Annotated in this window: 11 protein-coding genes; 2 read left to right on the top strand and 9 right to left on the bottom strand. The window is 53.4% G+C overall.

All coding sequences use genetic code 11. The annotated features are described in order from the left end of the window. Window positions 1-5: 5 nt before the first annotated feature. Window positions 6-3,065: a SusC/RagA family TonB-linked outer membrane protein gene (locus H144_RS0115650; protein WP_026350726.1), complete on the bottom strand. Its 3,060-nt coding sequence runs from the start codon at window positions 3,063-3,065 to the stop codon at window positions 6-8. 183 nt (window positions 3,066-3,248) lie between these two features. Between H144_RS0115650 and H144_RS0115645 the strand changes: the two genes are divergently transcribed. Continuing rightward, on the top strand, window positions 3,249-4,583 hold the full coding sequence (locus tag H144_RS0115645) for a hypothetical protein (protein WP_026350725.1): 1,335 nt from the start codon (window positions 3,249-3,251) through the stop codon (window positions 4,581-4,583). On the opposite strand, the gene H144_RS0115640 is transcribed toward H144_RS0115645, so the two are convergent. Further along, complete coding sequence (locus tag H144_RS0115640; protein ID WP_084599970.1) at window positions 4,580-5,449, bottom strand: DUF4349 domain-containing protein; 870 nt, start codon at window positions 5,447-5,449, stop codon at window positions 4,580-4,582. The two genes, H144_RS0115645 and H144_RS0115640, sit on opposite strands and share 4 nt — an antisense overlap. Window positions 5,450-5,862: 413 nt before the next feature. Here H144_RS0115640 and rsgA point away from each other — a divergent pair, with 413 nt between their 5' ends. Continuing rightward, on the top strand, window positions 5,863-6,927 hold the full coding sequence (gene rsgA / locus H144_RS0115625) for a ribosome small subunit-dependent GTPase A (RefSeq protein WP_019943023.1): 1,065 nt from the start codon (window positions 5,863-5,865) through the stop codon (window positions 6,925-6,927). 256 nt (window positions 6,928-7,183) lie between these two features. On the opposite strand, the gene H144_RS0115620 is transcribed toward rsgA, so the two are convergent. From H144_RS0115620 to H144_RS0115590, 7 genes are all read right to left on the bottom strand, one after another. Next, entirely contained in the window at window positions 7,184-7,498 is a 315-nt protein-coding gene (locus H144_RS0115620) for an ASPIC/UnbV domain-containing protein (RefSeq protein ID WP_157504754.1), read from the bottom strand. A gap of 128 nt (window positions 7,499-7,626) precedes the next feature. After that, on the bottom strand, window positions 7,627-8,505 hold the full coding sequence (locus H144_RS0115615; RefSeq protein ID WP_019943021.1) for a helix-turn-helix domain-containing protein: 879 nt from the start codon (window positions 8,503-8,505) through the stop codon (window positions 7,627-7,629). A 123-nt stretch (window positions 8,506-8,628) separates the two neighbouring features. Next, a complete protein-coding gene (locus H144_RS0115610) occupies window positions 8,629-9,864 on the bottom strand; it encodes a DUF4374 domain-containing protein (protein ID WP_019943020.1) in 1,236 nt (411 codons plus the stop codon). Window positions 9,865-9,899: 35 nt separating this feature from the next. Next, on the bottom strand, window positions 9,900-12,275 hold the full coding sequence (locus H144_RS0115605) for a TonB-dependent receptor (RefSeq protein ID WP_019943019.1): 2,376 nt from the start codon (window positions 12,273-12,275) through the stop codon (window positions 9,900-9,902). A 571-nt stretch (window positions 12,276-12,846) separates the two neighbouring features. Next, window positions 12,847-13,701, bottom strand: a complete 855-nt coding sequence (locus tag H144_RS0115600) for a sugar phosphate isomerase/epimerase family protein (RefSeq protein ID WP_019943018.1) — start codon at window positions 13,699-13,701, stop codon at window positions 12,847-12,849. Window positions 13,702-13,816: 115 nt separating this feature from the next. Beyond that, entirely contained in the window at window positions 13,817-14,596 is a 780-nt protein-coding gene (locus H144_RS0115595) for a sialate O-acetylesterase (protein ID WP_019943017.1), read from the bottom strand. A 90-nt stretch (window positions 14,597-14,686) separates the two neighbouring features. Continuing rightward, a complete protein-coding gene (locus H144_RS0115590; RefSeq protein WP_019943016.1) occupies window positions 14,687-16,186 on the bottom strand; it encodes a SusD/RagB family nutrient-binding outer membrane lipoprotein in 1,500 nt (499 codons plus the stop codon). Between the last annotated feature and the right edge of the window lie 11 nt (window positions 16,187-16,197).

The raw sequence follows: 16,197 nt of genomic DNA, 5'->3' as shown, positions 1-16,197 counted from the left end.
GGTTTCTAAAACCGGATCGTGGCGCCGGCCATGAAGGTGGCTACGATCGGGTACGAATAGCTGCCCGATTCCGGATCGAGGTATTTGGGGAACTTGCTGAGCGAGAAAACGTCGTTGGCCGAGAGGTAGAGCCGCAGCGACTGTACGCCCGTCTTTTTCAGCATATCCGGTTTCAGGGTATAGCCCATTGTGATATTTTTCAACCGGAAATAGGCGCCGCTCATCAGCCAGTAATCCGAAAGCGCGTAGTTGGCGGCATTGGATGTGCGCGAAAGCCGGGGATAGGTCGCTTTCAGGTTCTGATCGGGGGTATTATTGTTGCTCCAAAACTTGCCCACCATTTCGGCAGGCATATTACCGAATGCCTCCGCAAATGGCTGCGTTACCTCGGAACTCAGACGCGCCAGTTTTTTGGCTACTCCCTGGAATGTCAGCCCCACATCAAAACCCTCATAATCCGCCCGCAGGTTTCCCCCGTACAGGTACCGCGGTAATGCGCCCCCGAGCAACACCTTATCGTCGGTCGTGATCTTGCCGTCCTGGTTCACATCCACGTAACGGACATCCCCCGGCTTCGTAGTCACATTCAGCACCGGCGCTCCCTTGATTTCGTCCACCGTTTGAAATAACCCGTTTGAAATATACCCGAACCACTCGTTGTACTGGCTGCCATTGCGCACGATCTGATCGCCGCGAAACTCGGTCCCTTTCAAATCCCCTACCGTCGACTTCGCATCGGACAGGTTCGCCGAAACGGAATAATTGAGCTTGTTAATGCGGTCGCGCCAGCCGAGTTCGAGCTCCCAGCCCTTTACGTTCAGCGTCCCGGCATTCTGGTTGGGTTTGTCATAACCCAGGTAAAGCGGGATATCGAGCGGCAGAAGGATATTGGTGGTGGTCTTTTTGTAATAATCGGCCGCCAGCGTGAGGCGGTCGTTCAGGAACGAGGCGTCGAGACCGATGTCTGCCGTCCGGCTGGTTTCCCAGCTGATATTCTCCACCGCGTAAACCTGCTGGGCACCGCCGGTGAGCGGTACCACGCCGCCATTCTGGTAAAACAAAGCCGTGGAGAAATCGATGGTAGCCATGTAGGGATAATAGGCCGGGTTTCCGTCCTTGTCGAGCAGACGCTCATTACCCGCCTCGCCCCACGAGCCGCGGAGTTTCAGGAACGACAGCCACCGCGTGCTTTTGAGAAACTGCTCTTCCGAAATCGTCCAGCCAGCCGAAACGGACGGGTAAACGGCCTTGCGGTACTGCGATGCGAACCGCGACGATAGGTCGGACCGGAGGTTTCCCTGGACAAAATATTTGCTTTTGAAATTGTACTGCAACCGGCCGAAGAAGGAATGCAAGCCCGACTCATTGGCGCCGCCGTTGTTGTCGCGCAGCTCCGTGGAGCCGGAATTGAGGTAAGGGAAGCCCGTCAATGCAAACCCGCTCCGCGACGCGCCCAGCGATTCCTGTGAGCGGTAGTTTTCCTCAAAACCCGCCAGAATATCGATGGAATGCGCATTATTGAACTCCCTTGCATAATTCGCCAGCACCTGTCCGTTGATCGTTACCCCTTCCGACCGGCCTTCGTTCAGCACCGTCCGCGCCTGGTTCATCACCGTACCCACGGTACCGTCGGGATTCGTGAAGCGGATTTGCTTCGAGAAATATTTGGTTTTATCAAAATCAAATACCGGGGCTACCAATGCAGTGAATGTGAGGCCGTTTACCGGTTTGTAATTAAACTGCATGCGTCCCCCCAGCTGGTTGTATATCTGCCTGGTAAAGCCACCCTCACGGACCTGTGCCAGCGGGTTCCGGCCGTCCTTACCCACGGCCAGCCTGCCGTTTTCATACACATCGTCGTAGATCGGCGGCATGACCCGGGCTTCGTAAATAGGGTTAAAAGTACTGTTCGGCAGTTCGTTGGCATTGCCCTTGTTGGTAGTCCTTTTGTAAAAAACATCGAGGTTCACGCTGATCTTGTCGTTCACCTGCATATCATTATTTACCCGGAAGAGGTATCGGTCGTACGAACGGTTATCATAGAACGCACCGGAACTCGCGTACCCAAGCGATGCTTTTGTCTTGATTTTCCCGGTTCCCATTGTAAATACAAGGTCGTGACGCTGGCGCGGTGCGCTCTTGCGTGTGAGGATCGCCTTTTGCCAATCGGTATTCGGGAAACGATCGGGGCTCACGCGGTTGCTGTCCAGGTAAGAAGCAACGTATGCGTCCGCAAACGGCCCCGCCGTGGCCCCATCGTTGACGGCCTGCTCATTGAAATACCGCATATAGTCCTGCACGCCCACATAGGCAGGCGTGGCCGTGGCGCGCTGCACGCCGTACTCGTAGGTGTATTCGAGGCTCCCCTGCCCGCTTTTGGCCCGTTTGGTCGTGACCAGGATGACGCCCGCCGCACCCCGCGAGCCATAGATCGCCGCCGAGGCTGCGTCTTTCAGCACGGTAATGTTCTCCACGTCGCCGGGGTTCACATTATCGATACTCGCCACGGGCACGCCATCGACGATCACCAGCGGACTGTTGGTGCCGATGGTGGTGATACCCCGGATGAGAATGCTTGAACCGGAACCCGGCGCGCCGCTGCTGCGGGTAACCGAAACGCCGGCTACGCTGCCCTGCAAGGCATCCGACACCTGTAACGTCTGCCTCCCACCCACATCCCGCGCGCCGATCGAGGAAATAGCGCCGGTGAGGTCCTTCTTTTTCTGGGTTCCGTAGCCTACCACCACTACCTCCGACAATGCATTATCGCTCTGCCTGAGCGTGACGTCCAACTTCGTCTGTCCGCCGGGGGTAATGTCCTGGCTTTGGTAGCCTACAAATGAGAATGTGAGGGTAACGGCCTCGCCATCGGGTAGTACGAGCGCGTAATCGCCATTTACGTCCGTCACCGTTCCGCGCTGGGTGCCTTTGATGACAATGCTCACGCCGGGGAGGTCTTTCGCGCCTTCGTCGGTTACTTTGCCGGTAAGTTGCCGCACCTGTGCGAGCAACGGTCCCATAGAGGCAAACAACAAGGCGCAGCCAAGTAGAATTTTTTGTCGCATATTTTTTTCCAATATTTAGGGTTTCATGCCGTCCGGCTCCCCGGAAGGCGCACATCAAAAATTTGAGTGAGCAAATATAAAATTGGACAATACGAAGATTTTCAAATGCGCTTAGCCAGTTCGCTATCCAAAATTATGGACAACCTAAAAAGCTGACATACAGAAGTTTATTGTATGATTACTATGGAGAATGGACAAGACAAGGCGAGCTCTTTAGACCTCCTCGACCACTGTTGTCAACTCGTGGCCGACACTTACGGCAAGCCCGACAGTCCGGAATGGACAAACAGCGATTTCATCAGGCTCAGCAGCATTCTTTACAAAAAGACGCACGTGCGGATCAGCCCGAATACGTTGAAACGGATTTTCGGGAAAATTAAAACCGACGCGCGGTATTATCCGCAGAAAGCCACGCGCGATGCATTGGTGCAATATGTCGGATTTGCGGATTGGGACAGGTTCATCGATGCACAGTCCAGGCAAAATTCAATCATATTTACCCAAAGCCCTGATATTCAATCGGTTATGACACCGCAAGTTGAAGTCCCGTCGTCTGGGTCACGCGCCCGGAAATTGCCCTCGCGGATGATCTTGCTCACCAGTTTTGCGTTGATCGTCGCCGGTATTGCCGCCTGGCGCGGGTTTGTATTTTGGCAGAGCAAAAAAACGGCGGTTACTTTATTTTGTAAAAATCCAGAGGGTGAAAACCCCCATTCTGCCGTTTTCGTTTTGCGTGATTTTGGCCATGTATCCGAGCTGAGCAACGAGTACGCCATCGATTTTGGCGACAACGATGAAATACGGTTGAATGCGAAAGACAGTGTTTACTCGCACTATTACGAAGTGCCGGGGCGCTATTTTGCCATATTAAAAAAGGCTGGTACTCCGTTGGACACCGTGCCCGTTTTCCTGCGCACCAGCGGCTGGACCGCCACCGCCAAAATGATGTACGATACGACGCGCGTATACCCGATCGAGACGCCCGGCCTGTTTTCACATGCCTACAACAGCGTTAGCGCCAAAGAAATAGCGCGGGCGGGCGTCGACACCAACCGGACGTTTTTTGTCGATTTTATCAACACACATACCAGCGGCATCGACGGCGACAACTTTGAGTTGCTCGTGGATGTAAAAGCCTCGCCCCCACGCCCGGGTGTGCGCTGCTCACAGGTACGCCTGACCGTGTACGGGGATTCGTCCAATCACATGGTCGATATTATGAAACCGGGCTGCGTGCATTGGAGTAAATTACAATTTTCGGAATTAAAAAAGGACGGCCGCTCCGAGGGGCCCAACTTCCTGGGCGCCGACCTTACCGCCGGCGGCACCATAGAAATGAAAGTGGTAAACCGCCGGGCGACATTGCTGATCAATGGCAAAGAGGCCTACAAAAACACCTATCACAAAGCGCTAAGGCACATTTACGGGCTCGATATCATGTTCGCCGGGATCGGAACCGTGCGGTCGGTACGGTTAAGGGATTTGAAAACCGGGAAACAGTTTGCGGGGAATTTTTAGCTTAATTTAGACGCTTCCTGTTTCAGCGCTTTTCTTCTTTTCTTTCTCCACCAATCCAGCACTGCCACCACCCCGACAGCGAGCAATGCGAACGGCCACACGGCCACAAACACTACGGTGAATGCGCGGAGGTTGCCTACGCCCTCTTTGAATGCGTCGGCAATTTCGGTGAGAAACGGACTTGATGTTTCGATGGATTTAAAGAAAACGATATGCAGCGTCGAATACTTGATATCGCCGTTCAACTGCCTGAACTGCGCTTCGGTCGCTTCGATGTCCGTCCGGATTTCGCCTAGTTCCCTCTCGATTTCCAGAATTTCCTTCACGTTATTCGCCTTGGTCAGCAATGCGCGGTAGCGGTTTTCTATGTCCTTCTTCGTTTTGAGCCTGGATTCCGTATCCACGTATTGGGCCGTCACGTCCTCATTGGAAATGGATTTCTCCCGGAAGTCGGTAACCCCTTTCGTCGCGGAAGCCAAAAACGTTTCGAAACGGGCTGCCGGTACATGCACCACGATCGTATAACTCACGGAATTACTGCTGCGGTCTTCATCATCCCGGCTTACATAGGCGTTGCTTGCCTTTACAGATGCCATAATCGTTTTCCGTGTCGCGACGGCATCTTCGGTTTCGAACTCAATGCGCCCCGTTTTAATGAATTTGCGATCCGTTGCCGTGCCGCCTTTCGGGGGCGCCGGTTCTGCTGCTGATTCTTCTTCGTTGACAACCGATTCGTTCGTTTCGTTTTGCTCCGGAGGTGGCGGTGGGGCCTCCACCATGTAGGCTGCCTCACCGTCATCCTTTTTTGGCCCGCTGCATCCGGCGAGCATCAACCACATGATCGAAATTGACAAAAGCGCTTTCATAGTTATTTTTATATTTAATTTTCTTGAATATATATTTGTATTTAATCAAATACAACAGTGCTTTCTATCAATATTTCAGATGAAAAAAGACTACAAACAAACCGATGAGCAACCGGTTCGTGACGATGATTGGCAGGTCATATTCACCAGCCTGATTATCTTCATCGTATCTACAATTCTTCGTCACTTAGGCCCCGACGGGCAATCCTGTTTATAGAAATCTTTTATCTTTGCACTCAATATGTCAAGGTCTGAAACTACATATCGCCCATCTGCTGACATTGCAGCCTGACGCCGGTCTTCTGAATTAATCGCTCTTCGGGACCCGCGACTATCCCCTGCTTTGATCCATTTTTCTCCCCGCTATGCGCGCGGACAGGCGATGTGCTGCCCATAGCTCAGACTTTACTACAATGACATCTTTGACATCATACGGGTGGAATACCCATTTTGAACAACATTTTCATACTTACCAAGCGCAAGGACTCGAAGCGGGACGCGTTACCTCCATCGAAGGTTTCCGCCACAAGCTTGTTACCGCCGACGGCAATACCGATGCCATGCTTTCGGGTGCATTGATGAACGGGACCGATAACGCCGACCTGCCCAAAGTCGGCGACTGGGTTGCATTCAAATCCTATGATAATGAGGGCATTATCATATCCGTGTTACCAAGGATTAATGAACTCAGCCGCAAACTGCCCGGCCGGACGACCGAGAAACAGGTGATCGCGACCAATATCGATACCGCATTCATCGTGCAGGGCCTCGACCGCGACTTTAACCCTATGCGTTTGCAACGTTACTTGGTGCAGATTATGCAATGCAATATCAGCCCGGTAGTGCTGCTGAACAAGCAGGATCTCGTGCCCGATCCGGAGCGTTACCGGCAGGAAGTGATCGCATTGGGTTACGATTGCCCCGTGTTGCTGCTGAGCGCCACCGGCCATGAAGGCTTGCAACAATGGGCGGCGGAACAGTTGCTGCCGGGCAACACGTATGTGCTCATCGGTTCGTCGGGCGTCGGGAAAAGCACGCTGGTGAATGCATTGCTGGGCTACCGGTTGCAGGAAGAAGGCGCGGTGAGCGATTTCAACCACAAGGGCAGGCATACGACCGTTTCCAGGAACCTGATCATGCTGCCGTCGGGCGCTATGCTGATCGACTCGCCAGGTATGCGCGAGTTTGGCGTTACGCTGGAAGCCGACGAACAAGGTTTGAACTATCACCCGTTACTGACGGCGCTTTCGGCCGAATGCCGGTTCCACGATTGCACGCACCAGCATGAGCCCGGGTGCGCGGTCGTCGCGGCTGTACGCGAGGGCAGGCTTCCGTGCGAGGTTTACGAAAGCTACCTGAAAATCAACCGGGAGCAGGCGCATTACCAGACCGACTCCCTGGAAAAGAAACGCGTTGAGCGGCAGTTTGGGAAGATGGCGAAGCAGGTAGTGCAATACCGGAAACAGCGGAAGTATTGAGGGAAAGAAAAAGAGGAACACGCCGCCCCTCTCTTTACTCAAACTACAATGAAATCATGTCCGGAGACCGGACTCCGTTAAAAGGTTGCGTAGCGCAGACTCTAATGACTTTCAGCTGCGCAACCGAGTGAACGGTATTTCCAAGATCATACCCGTGCCGGAGAATTTAGTCCTACCCAAAAAGCAAAACCTCGCAGGAATCCCGGTCGGAATACTGCGAGGTTTGTTTTTAATAAAGTAAATCCGGCAAATTTGATCACATGGAAGCCTTCGCTACCGGCACACAAACGGGCATTTCGTGCGCGTGGCTGTGTTTGAATGTCAGTTTTTTGCTCAGGACTTTCTCAGGTGCCGGCACGCCTTCGCGGATCCTGATAAACTGATTGGCGGCGACATTTTGCAATTTTTGCACTTTGCCGCTGCCGTTCCACCTGATCTCGATCTGGGTATCGTTCATCAACTGCTGCTCGACAATCTGATAGAAATCATCGCCGCGCCGCAGCCTTCCCTCGGCCTGTTCGGCCACCTGCCAGTCAGTCTGGTAAGGGATCATGATGGGGGTTTTGTCCAAATGTGGCGTTTTCAGGAATTAATTAGTCATATATATTCTACTAATATTCCATCGAAGCCAGGGATCGGTTTGATTTTGGGTTGAAGGTGGAGTGGTATCATGACTTTGCCTTTGCTTTCCAGTTGGCATCACTCCTCATACAAAGCCGCAATCTTCCTCCGAAAATCTTCCGGCGCGTAGCCTGTTTGTTTTCCGAAAAACCTGGTGAAATAGGCCGGCTCCGAAAAACCCAGCTCGTAGCTGATCTCTTTGATAGGCTTACGCAAGTAGCCGATTTCGCGTTTGGCTTCGAGGACGAGGCGCTCGTTGATCATCTGGCTGATCGTTTTGCCGAACGACTCGCGGGTGAGCTCGTTGAGACGCTTGGCGCTGAGGGATAGCTCGTTGGCATAAAAATCCGCCTTGCGCTGCCGGCGGTAGTTACTTTCGATGGATTCGAGCAGCATTTGCAGGCGCGGGTCTCGCGGTGTGGGGTCGCCGGATTCTTTTTGGAGCTCAATGCAATGCAAAAACCAACTCCGCAGGTAGGATTCAAGGATGGCTGCGCGCTTTTCGCCGTCGTATTCAAGGCGGATGAGGTCCGCCAAGGTGCTTAAAACCGAAAGCTTGCATTCCGGGATGGTTACCGAGAAATTGGTCGAGTACCGGAAGAGTTTGAAGATATCGTTGCCGATCAGCCTTTCGAAGAAATCTTTGGAAATGGCCATCAAAAGGCCGCGTTTGTCGCGCTGGTCCATGCTGTGGACCTGGTCGGGCAGCAGGAGGAATACCTGGTTCGGCGCGATGGCGTATTTATTGAAATCGATGTAATGGGACTCACCGGCCTTCGTGTCGGTGAACCAGAGCAGCTCGTAGAAATCGTGGCGGTGAACGCCATTGAAAAAATGCTCGTCGCCGCCTTCGATCGTGGTCATCGCGAAAAACGCATCACCCAGGTCGTGCAGCGGAAATTCCGTCCGCTGTTGTTCGTGATGCTGCTCTATCGCCATGCTACCGGTGTAATCCATATCCCTTTCCCTTCAAAATGCGCTTTGCCGTGCAAATATCGGCATCCGGCGTAGTTCCTGCAAAACACAAATCCCCGCCGTACGCAATAGCCGGCGGGGTTTGTTGTACTTCTAAAACCCAAACTATTTGACCTTAACAATGGCGGTAATGGCGCCGCCTTCCACTTTGAGACCCTGCTTGGCCGTTGCAGTGGCGATATCCAACGTGTAAACCCAGCTGCCCGCCTCCGTATTGATACCCACGAATACGCTTTTCTTGTCGTCGCTCACGGTATTGTTGTTGTATGAAGCCGATGACGAAGCGATGGCGTCAGGCGTACCGGTTACCCATACGAACGTCTGGTTGTAAGCGTCCGCGATCGCCAGTTTCTTCGCGCCGGAAGCCTTGCCCATGTCGCCGTACATATAAAGCAGGAACTTGCCGCTGCCCAGGTAGGTCTGGTTCGCGATCTTGTAGCCGCCCGATTTTTCCTGAACATTGAAGAAATAGGTCTTGTCGAATTCCGTCGTTCCCTTTTTGATTCGGACAAAAGCCGATGGTTTCGTGGTAGTTGCCACCCCGCTGTTGGTAGCCGCTGCCGGCGAGAAGCCGTACACATCGCCATTCTCGTCTACCGACAAGCCGTTGTTGAAATACGAGCCGATGTAGCTGGTACGGTTGTCTTTGATGACTTTTTCCAACGTCATACCTGGATAGGAGAATACCGCCACCCAGCTGCTGTCGGGGTTTACGGTACCGAATACGTCCGGCGCAGCACCTTTGATGCTCATATAGGGAGCGAAAATCTTGTCACCCACCTGCGTGGCCCACGTGAAGTGTGCGCGCTCGCCGTTGCCCGCGAGTTTCACGATGTTCACTTGTCCTTCGCCTACGATTTTAGACTGATCTGCATTAATCCGGAACCAGGAGGCGCTTTCGTTACCGCTTCTCGGCACCTTGATAGTGAGGATATCGTCGCCGGCCGGTGCAAATACCTGTACCGTTTCGCTCTGGAAATCGGAGGTTTTTACCAACGCGCCTTTTTCGTCCAGTGCATAGGTTGTGACGGCGCCGGGGTTACCCTGGCCGTACAACAGGCTGAAAAACTTGCCCTTATGCGTCAGGTAGTAGCGGTACGAACCGTCCTGCTCGATACCCTGCCCTACGGTGCTGATCGTTCCCTGTGAAAGATCGCCGGTGGTGAGCAGGTAGTCCGCCACACCCTGCGAACCGATCGGGGCCGAGGCTACCACGTAGCGCGACTGCGTTCCGGTACCTGGGTCCGGTGTTGGCGTAGTATTGTTATCGTCATCGCTGCAAGCGCCGAGGGCCACGCCCATACCTACTACGAAGAACCATTTCAAATATGACTTTTTCATTTTCTTACTTTTATTGAATTATAAATTATTAACTGTTATTTACTGATGAAATAGCGCAATTTGACGTAGAAACCGCGACTAGGCTTTTGCAAACTGAAATTATCGAACAGTTTCGCATCGAGCAGGTTTTTGCATTCCAGCGAGACGTTGTATTTCCCGCCGGCCATCGCGTATACCACATTCACATCGTGGCTCAGCTGCTCGGGAATATCGAGTTTGTCGCTGCCGAGGCTTGGCCAGTAGAGGTAGTAGGCGTGTACATACAGCAGGTTATAACCCAAAGTGAGCGTATTGCCCTTCTTGCCGAGGTCTTTGAAAAATACCGCTGCATCGGCATTGCCGAACAGGAACGGCATATTGGGAATGCGGTCGCGGTAAAGCGGGCTTTCGGTGGTATAGCCTTCCTCGAAGCGCGTGTTGTTGCGGAGGTTTTGATAAGTAAGGTTCGCGCCGGCCGTGAAGAGCTGGCGATAGGAGTAGCGCACTTCACCGTCGATACCGAAGTTGGTCACGTCAGCGAGGTTATCCATCACCTGTTTCGTCTGGTTTGCATTCAGGCGGGGGCGGATAAAGCCCTGGGCGTTACGGTAAAGCACATTGGCATCGATGCTGAAACGGTGCGCGCGGTGGATGGCGCCGTTGTAGCTGAAACCGAGGTTATAGTTGTAGCTCGTCTCGGGGTCAAGTTCGATATTGCCTTCCAGGTTCAACAGGTCGCCGAACAGCTCGTCGGTTTCGGGCAATCGATAACTCTTTTCAAATGAACCTTTTAACTGAAAATTCTTGAAAACAAAATACGTCGATGCGATGCCGTAGCCGAGCTTTTCGAAACTGTTTTTCTGCACCATGAACGCTTCGTCGCCCCAGTTGCCGGTCGGGTTGTACGACACCGAGAATTTGTTGTTCTGGGAGAAATGTTTGAGGAACAAGGAGGTATTCCAGCGCTCGTTATAATCGAATTTGTAACCCAAACCAAGTACATTCTTGCGGTTCACGCGCGGCTGCTCGTACTTGGCCGATTCCGGGAAAAGTTCGTCCTCGCCTTTGCGGTTGAACGTGTTGAAGACATTGTTGATGGTAATGGAATGCTTCGGGTCGATCTGGTAAGTCACATTCGCCGTAGCCAGACCGTTGTTGTTGCGGAATTTGTACAGCGACCTTTCGCGCTCGCTGCCTTTTCCTTCATATTGTTTGAACTGCTGAAACCAGTTGTAGCGGCGGTATACCGTATCTACATTCTGTTCCTGGCCGAGGTTATAGTTAGCTGAAATATTGACGTTCAGCCCTTTAACAAACAAATCCTTTTTGGAATATTTCAAACTCGGCATCACAATGTTGCCTTTCCGGTGCCACTGTCCGAAGACGCTCACCATGCGAGCGCCGGTCTGGATTTCAGCCTTGTTTTTACCCAATGTAATACCCACCAACAGCTTGTCGGCGAACTTCTTGCCCACCACACCCACGTTGGCGATAACGGTTTCATTATGGTAAGTATCATGGAAACGGCGCAGGCGCTGGTTACGGAAATATTCGCCGGTATTCACGTCGGCCACGTCTACAGTGATCCAGTAGTTGTTGTCGGAATAATTCTGAAATGCATTCAGCTGTGCGGTAAAGCCATTTTTACCTGTGTAACCCGCATTGATCGTCGTGCGGTGGGTATTGAATGAGCCGTAGGAATAGGAAGCGTCGAGGTAGCTGTTCTGACGGGTGTTGGTGACGATATTCACCGCCCCACCCAGCGCATCGGAGCCCAGCCAGATCGGGACGACGCCCTTGTACACCTCCACCCGTTCGGCGAGGTTAATGGGGATATTGTTCAATTGAAAGGAGGAACCGAAATTATCCATCGGCACGCCATCGAGGAAAAATTTCACCTGCCGGCCCGTAAAGCCATTCAGGGAGAAATTCATGTTCGAGCCCACGCCGCCGCTCTCCCGTACACGCACGCCCGACACGCGGTCGAGAGCGTGGGAAAGGTCTAGCGTCGAGTTTTGCAGTTTTTTGGCGTCGATGGCCGTTACATTATAGGCCTGCCGGTTGATTTCCTTCGTCTCCGTCCGCCCGATCACCGACACGGATTCGAGCTCGCGGGTTTCAGAAACCAGTTTGGGATTGTGTTTGAAATGCTCGCCCGCTTTGAGGTTAACGTCCTTGGCCTGCGCCTGGTAACCCATAAAAGCGACCAGCAGCTTGTACGCGCCGGGTTTCACGTGCTCGATCGTGTAGCGGCCGTCGGCATTGGTGAAAGTGCCGTGGGCAGTGCCTTTGAGGCTTACGGACGCGCCGGGGAGCGTTTCGCCGTCCTCCGTCCTCACCTGCCCGGAGACGGTTACATCCGCCTGCTGGGCAACGGCGACGAAGGAGAAGGCACAAAGGAGCCCTGTATGCAGAATTTTACTAATTTGCATTGCTTTAAATGTTTCAGCGTTTATAAGTAATGCGCCTCGCGCAGCAAACCGGGTGGGTACCAGCCATCCGGTTTTTTACTTTGAATTGATGTCGTCGGGGATGTCAGATAGTGTTCAGATCATAGCATTTTGTTTTTTGAGGGTTCTTGCAACATTTCAAACTGATAGTAGCGTAAAGGCGGACAAACCGCACAGGATTATTCGAACAAGTTGTTGTCTGATTTTATCAATAAGTAGACTCATTCTAAATAACGGCACAAAAGTAGCCACCCGGGGACAGTTACGCTTATACAATTTGCCGGTTTAGCTGGACAATCTGCACATTTGTCTCCTAAACGCCATCGACCGCATTGCGTCGCGCCGGCCGGTCATCCAGGAATGCATGGGAAAAATTGGGTTGCGATTGCCCGGCGCCAGCGCCGCCTCCCGTTTATAGCACTGACGCACCATAAATGGTTTTGGCTCCGTCGGAGCCTCCTATGAACTTGCCAGGAGGCTCCGATGGAGCCAAAACATTCAGTTGCAACCTATTTGCTACAAACAGTAGGCCCCGCCGGGGCATTATCCGCTTCTAGTATTTCAAACTTTTCAGATACGCGATCGATTGCGGCACCTGTTTGGCATAGCTCGGGCTTTCGTCTTCGATGTAGTAATGCTTTACACCGGCTTTGCGGGCGGCTTTAAGCACAGCGGGGATGTCGATTTGGCCGGTACCCAGCGCCACGTCGTTTTCGACCGGCGTACCGCCCGACAAGTTACCTACCACGCCTTTTTTCAAATCCTTCATGTGCATCAGCTTGAAGCGTCCTGGGTATTTGGCGATTAATGCGGCGGGGTCTTGGCCGGGGAAGAACGTCCAGAGCATATCCAGCTCGAAGCTCACGTATTTAGGGTCGGTATTTTGAATAATATAGTCCATTAGCGTGCCTTCGCCGTGCTTTTCAAACTCGTAGCCGTGATTATGGTAACAGAATGTCAGGCCGAACTCGTCTTTCAGCTGCTTGCCTATTTTGTTGAAATCCGCCACCGTTTTCTGCGCCATTTCGAGGGTGAATGGGCCTTTGTGCGGCACCCAGGCCACGCGTACATAACTTGCGCCCAAGGCTTTGGCATTGTTACCCACTTCCTGCGTTTTGTTGAGCGCGTCGTCGTATTGCACCCCGAACGACGAGCATTTCATGCCGCGTTCGTCCAGTGCCTTGCGGATATCCGCGGCGGTTTTGCCAAAAAGGCTGGAAAACTCCATGTCCGTCACTTTCAATGCTTTGATCGTGTCGAGGGTAGCCGCAACGTCTTTCGCCAGGCTTGCCCGGAACGTGTAGGACACCATGCCCGGCTCGTCGGGGAACAGCGGTTTACCTTTTTGGGCCATTGCCGGAAATCCGCAGGCCATGGCGGCGAGGAGCGTCAAATGTTTGATTTTCATTGGTAAATGGTCTGGTTTCTGAGGTTTGGTTTAATGTAAAAAGCCGTGTTTTTGAATCGTCAAAAGCTGTGTAATTGACGACGAAGGCCAGCTCCTACCCTGCGCCGGCCTGCATTTATTCCTGCTTCCTCAAAAACGCCTCGGCATACCGCCTGCCCAGCTCCCGCGCAGAGGCCGTATCGAAATGCGTGTCGTCGCCCTTGTGCACCAGCCCCGCAGCGGAGGCAAGGTACACCAGCTTCGTTTTTCGGGCATAATTGGTGATAACCTGGTTGATCGACGCTGCGTCGGGATGTTCGGTAACGTAAAAATCACCTATGGTGCCCACTACCAGCGGTACCCGTTCCGTATGCGTATCGCGGCGAAGGCGCCTGAAAAAATCGGCCAGTTTCGCCGCATAGGCATCTTTTTTCTCCGGGGAACTATCGGATTCGCCCTGATGCCAGATAATGCCTTTAATCGTCCCGCGCTTCTGCGCTTCCTGCACCCGTGCGAGCATTTCGTCATACGCGTAAATGCCGGTCTGCCCATGTTTTGCGCCCGGCTGCCAGTCGTCGATACCGCTCCCGCCCACGGCGCACGGAATGAGGCCAATGGCCCGGTCGGGATTGCTTTTCAGGATTTCCTGCGCGAACGTCAGCCCGGGACCTACGCCTACGACAGCCGGCTTGTCTTCGTGCAGAGGGTCGGCAGCCATTTTCCATTCGTTTTGGCGGTTAATAGCCCATATCTGGGCAGAATTGGGCTGCGACGCGGCATCGGTAGCGCCGCGGCCCGCCATATTCGACTGGCCTATCAGCAGGTAGAGGTCCATTTGCTCCGGCGCATCTTGCGCGAATGCAGGCGCTGCGCCCAAAAGCAGGCCCAGCAACGTTTTCAGATTGATCAATTTCATCGAAGCACATTTTTGACAACAATTCCTACCAAAAGCAAAACGCCCGGGAGATTTATCCATCCCGGGCGTTCAGAAAACTGTCGGCTGCTGTCACCGCTTGTCCCACCATACTTTTGAAACATAGGAATCACCGTTCGATAAGCGGCTTACCGCCTGCTCGTAGTTGGCTTTGTTCAGCAGCGCCTCGCGCGACGAGTAAATGGTCCTTCTCGGAATTGTACCTCCTGTTGAGCCCTGGAACGGACCGGGTTTCAACGCAGGGTAACCCATCCGCCGCCATTCGATGAATGCCTCATAGGAGCGGCCAAACAGCTGTATCCATTTCTGAGTGCCGATTTTTTCCAGTTTCTGTTCCTTCGAAAGACCTGTCAGCGAGAGCTCTTTTTCAAACGAAGCCGGAACGGTGACCACATTGTAGGGTGCCTGCGCCAATGCAGCCTTCACGCCGTCCTGGTAATACTTTTCGGCGTCGGCAGCGGTTCCGCCCCAGCCTTCCAGTGCCGCTTCGGCTTTGTAAAACGACACGTCCGCGAAGGACATCACCATGCATGGGATCGCCGGGCTATACTCCCGGTTGAAAAACGTGAGCGTGGAGGCGGTACTATAATCGTCCTTGATAATGGTTTTCAGCAAATCGTCCGTCAACGCCACGCCGATGCCCTTATACGCCGGGGTGCCCGCTTTCACGGAGTTGACGCTCGGCTGCGCGATGCGCGGCAGGCGCGGGTCGCTGCTGGCGACCAATTGCGTCACGAGACCGTCCGCCAGGTATTTCAGGTCGGGGCTTCCGGCCAGGAACTGGTTCAGCACCGGGTGTACATTGGCGTTGGTCGCATTGTTGTAGGTTGGCACGGTGGCGTCGTCGGCAGCGCTGGCGAGCAATGGCTGGCCCATCGCTTCCGTTACGGTTTTTTGTGCCAAAGCGGGGTCGGCGTAGCGGATGCGCATGCCGAGCCGGAGTTTCAGGGAATTGGCATACTTCTTCCATTTATTGATATCCCCTTTGTAATAAAAATCCGCACTGCCGTAACTGGCATCGCCCGCCGTAAGCTGCGTCATGGCGGCGTCCAGGTCGGCGATCAGCGACTTGTAAATCGACTCCTGTGTATCGAAAACAGGTTTGGTGTTCACATCGGCGGGGCCCAGCGCCGTATTGGAATACGGCACGTCCCCGAAAAGGTCCGTAAGGCGCTGCCATACGGAGATTTCGACAATGCGGGCAATGGCAATCTTGCTGCGGCCCGACGGATCGTTTTCCTTCCCTTTCAGCACTTCGTTGCGGATCTGGCTGATGTTGCGGATCAGCGTATAATGGGCATCCCAGGTATTGTTATCGCTTTGCTCGATGTAGCGCGAGCTCGATACCAGCACGCCGCCTGCCCAGTGCTGGATCCAGGAACCATACTGGCTGTTGGGCACTTCGTAACCTTCGGCAAATGCCGCATCTCGCTGCACTTTTGAAAGCAGCAGACCGGGATCGACGGTCGTCACGGAGGTCGGCGGCGTATTGATTTCCTCAAAGTCGCCGGTGCATGCCTGCGTGAGGCAAATCGTTCCGGCGAGCACGATGGTTTGGAATATATTCTTCATTTCTCAAAAAT

The organism is Dyadobacter beijingensis DSM 21582 (genome assembly GCF_000382205.1).
In the GTDB taxonomy this organism is placed as follows: domain Bacteria; phylum Bacteroidota; class Bacteroidia; order Cytophagales; family Spirosomataceae; genus Dyadobacter; species Dyadobacter beijingensis.
Note: the sequence above shows the minus strand (reverse complement) of the source record. Positions and strands in the feature narration are given on the sequence as shown.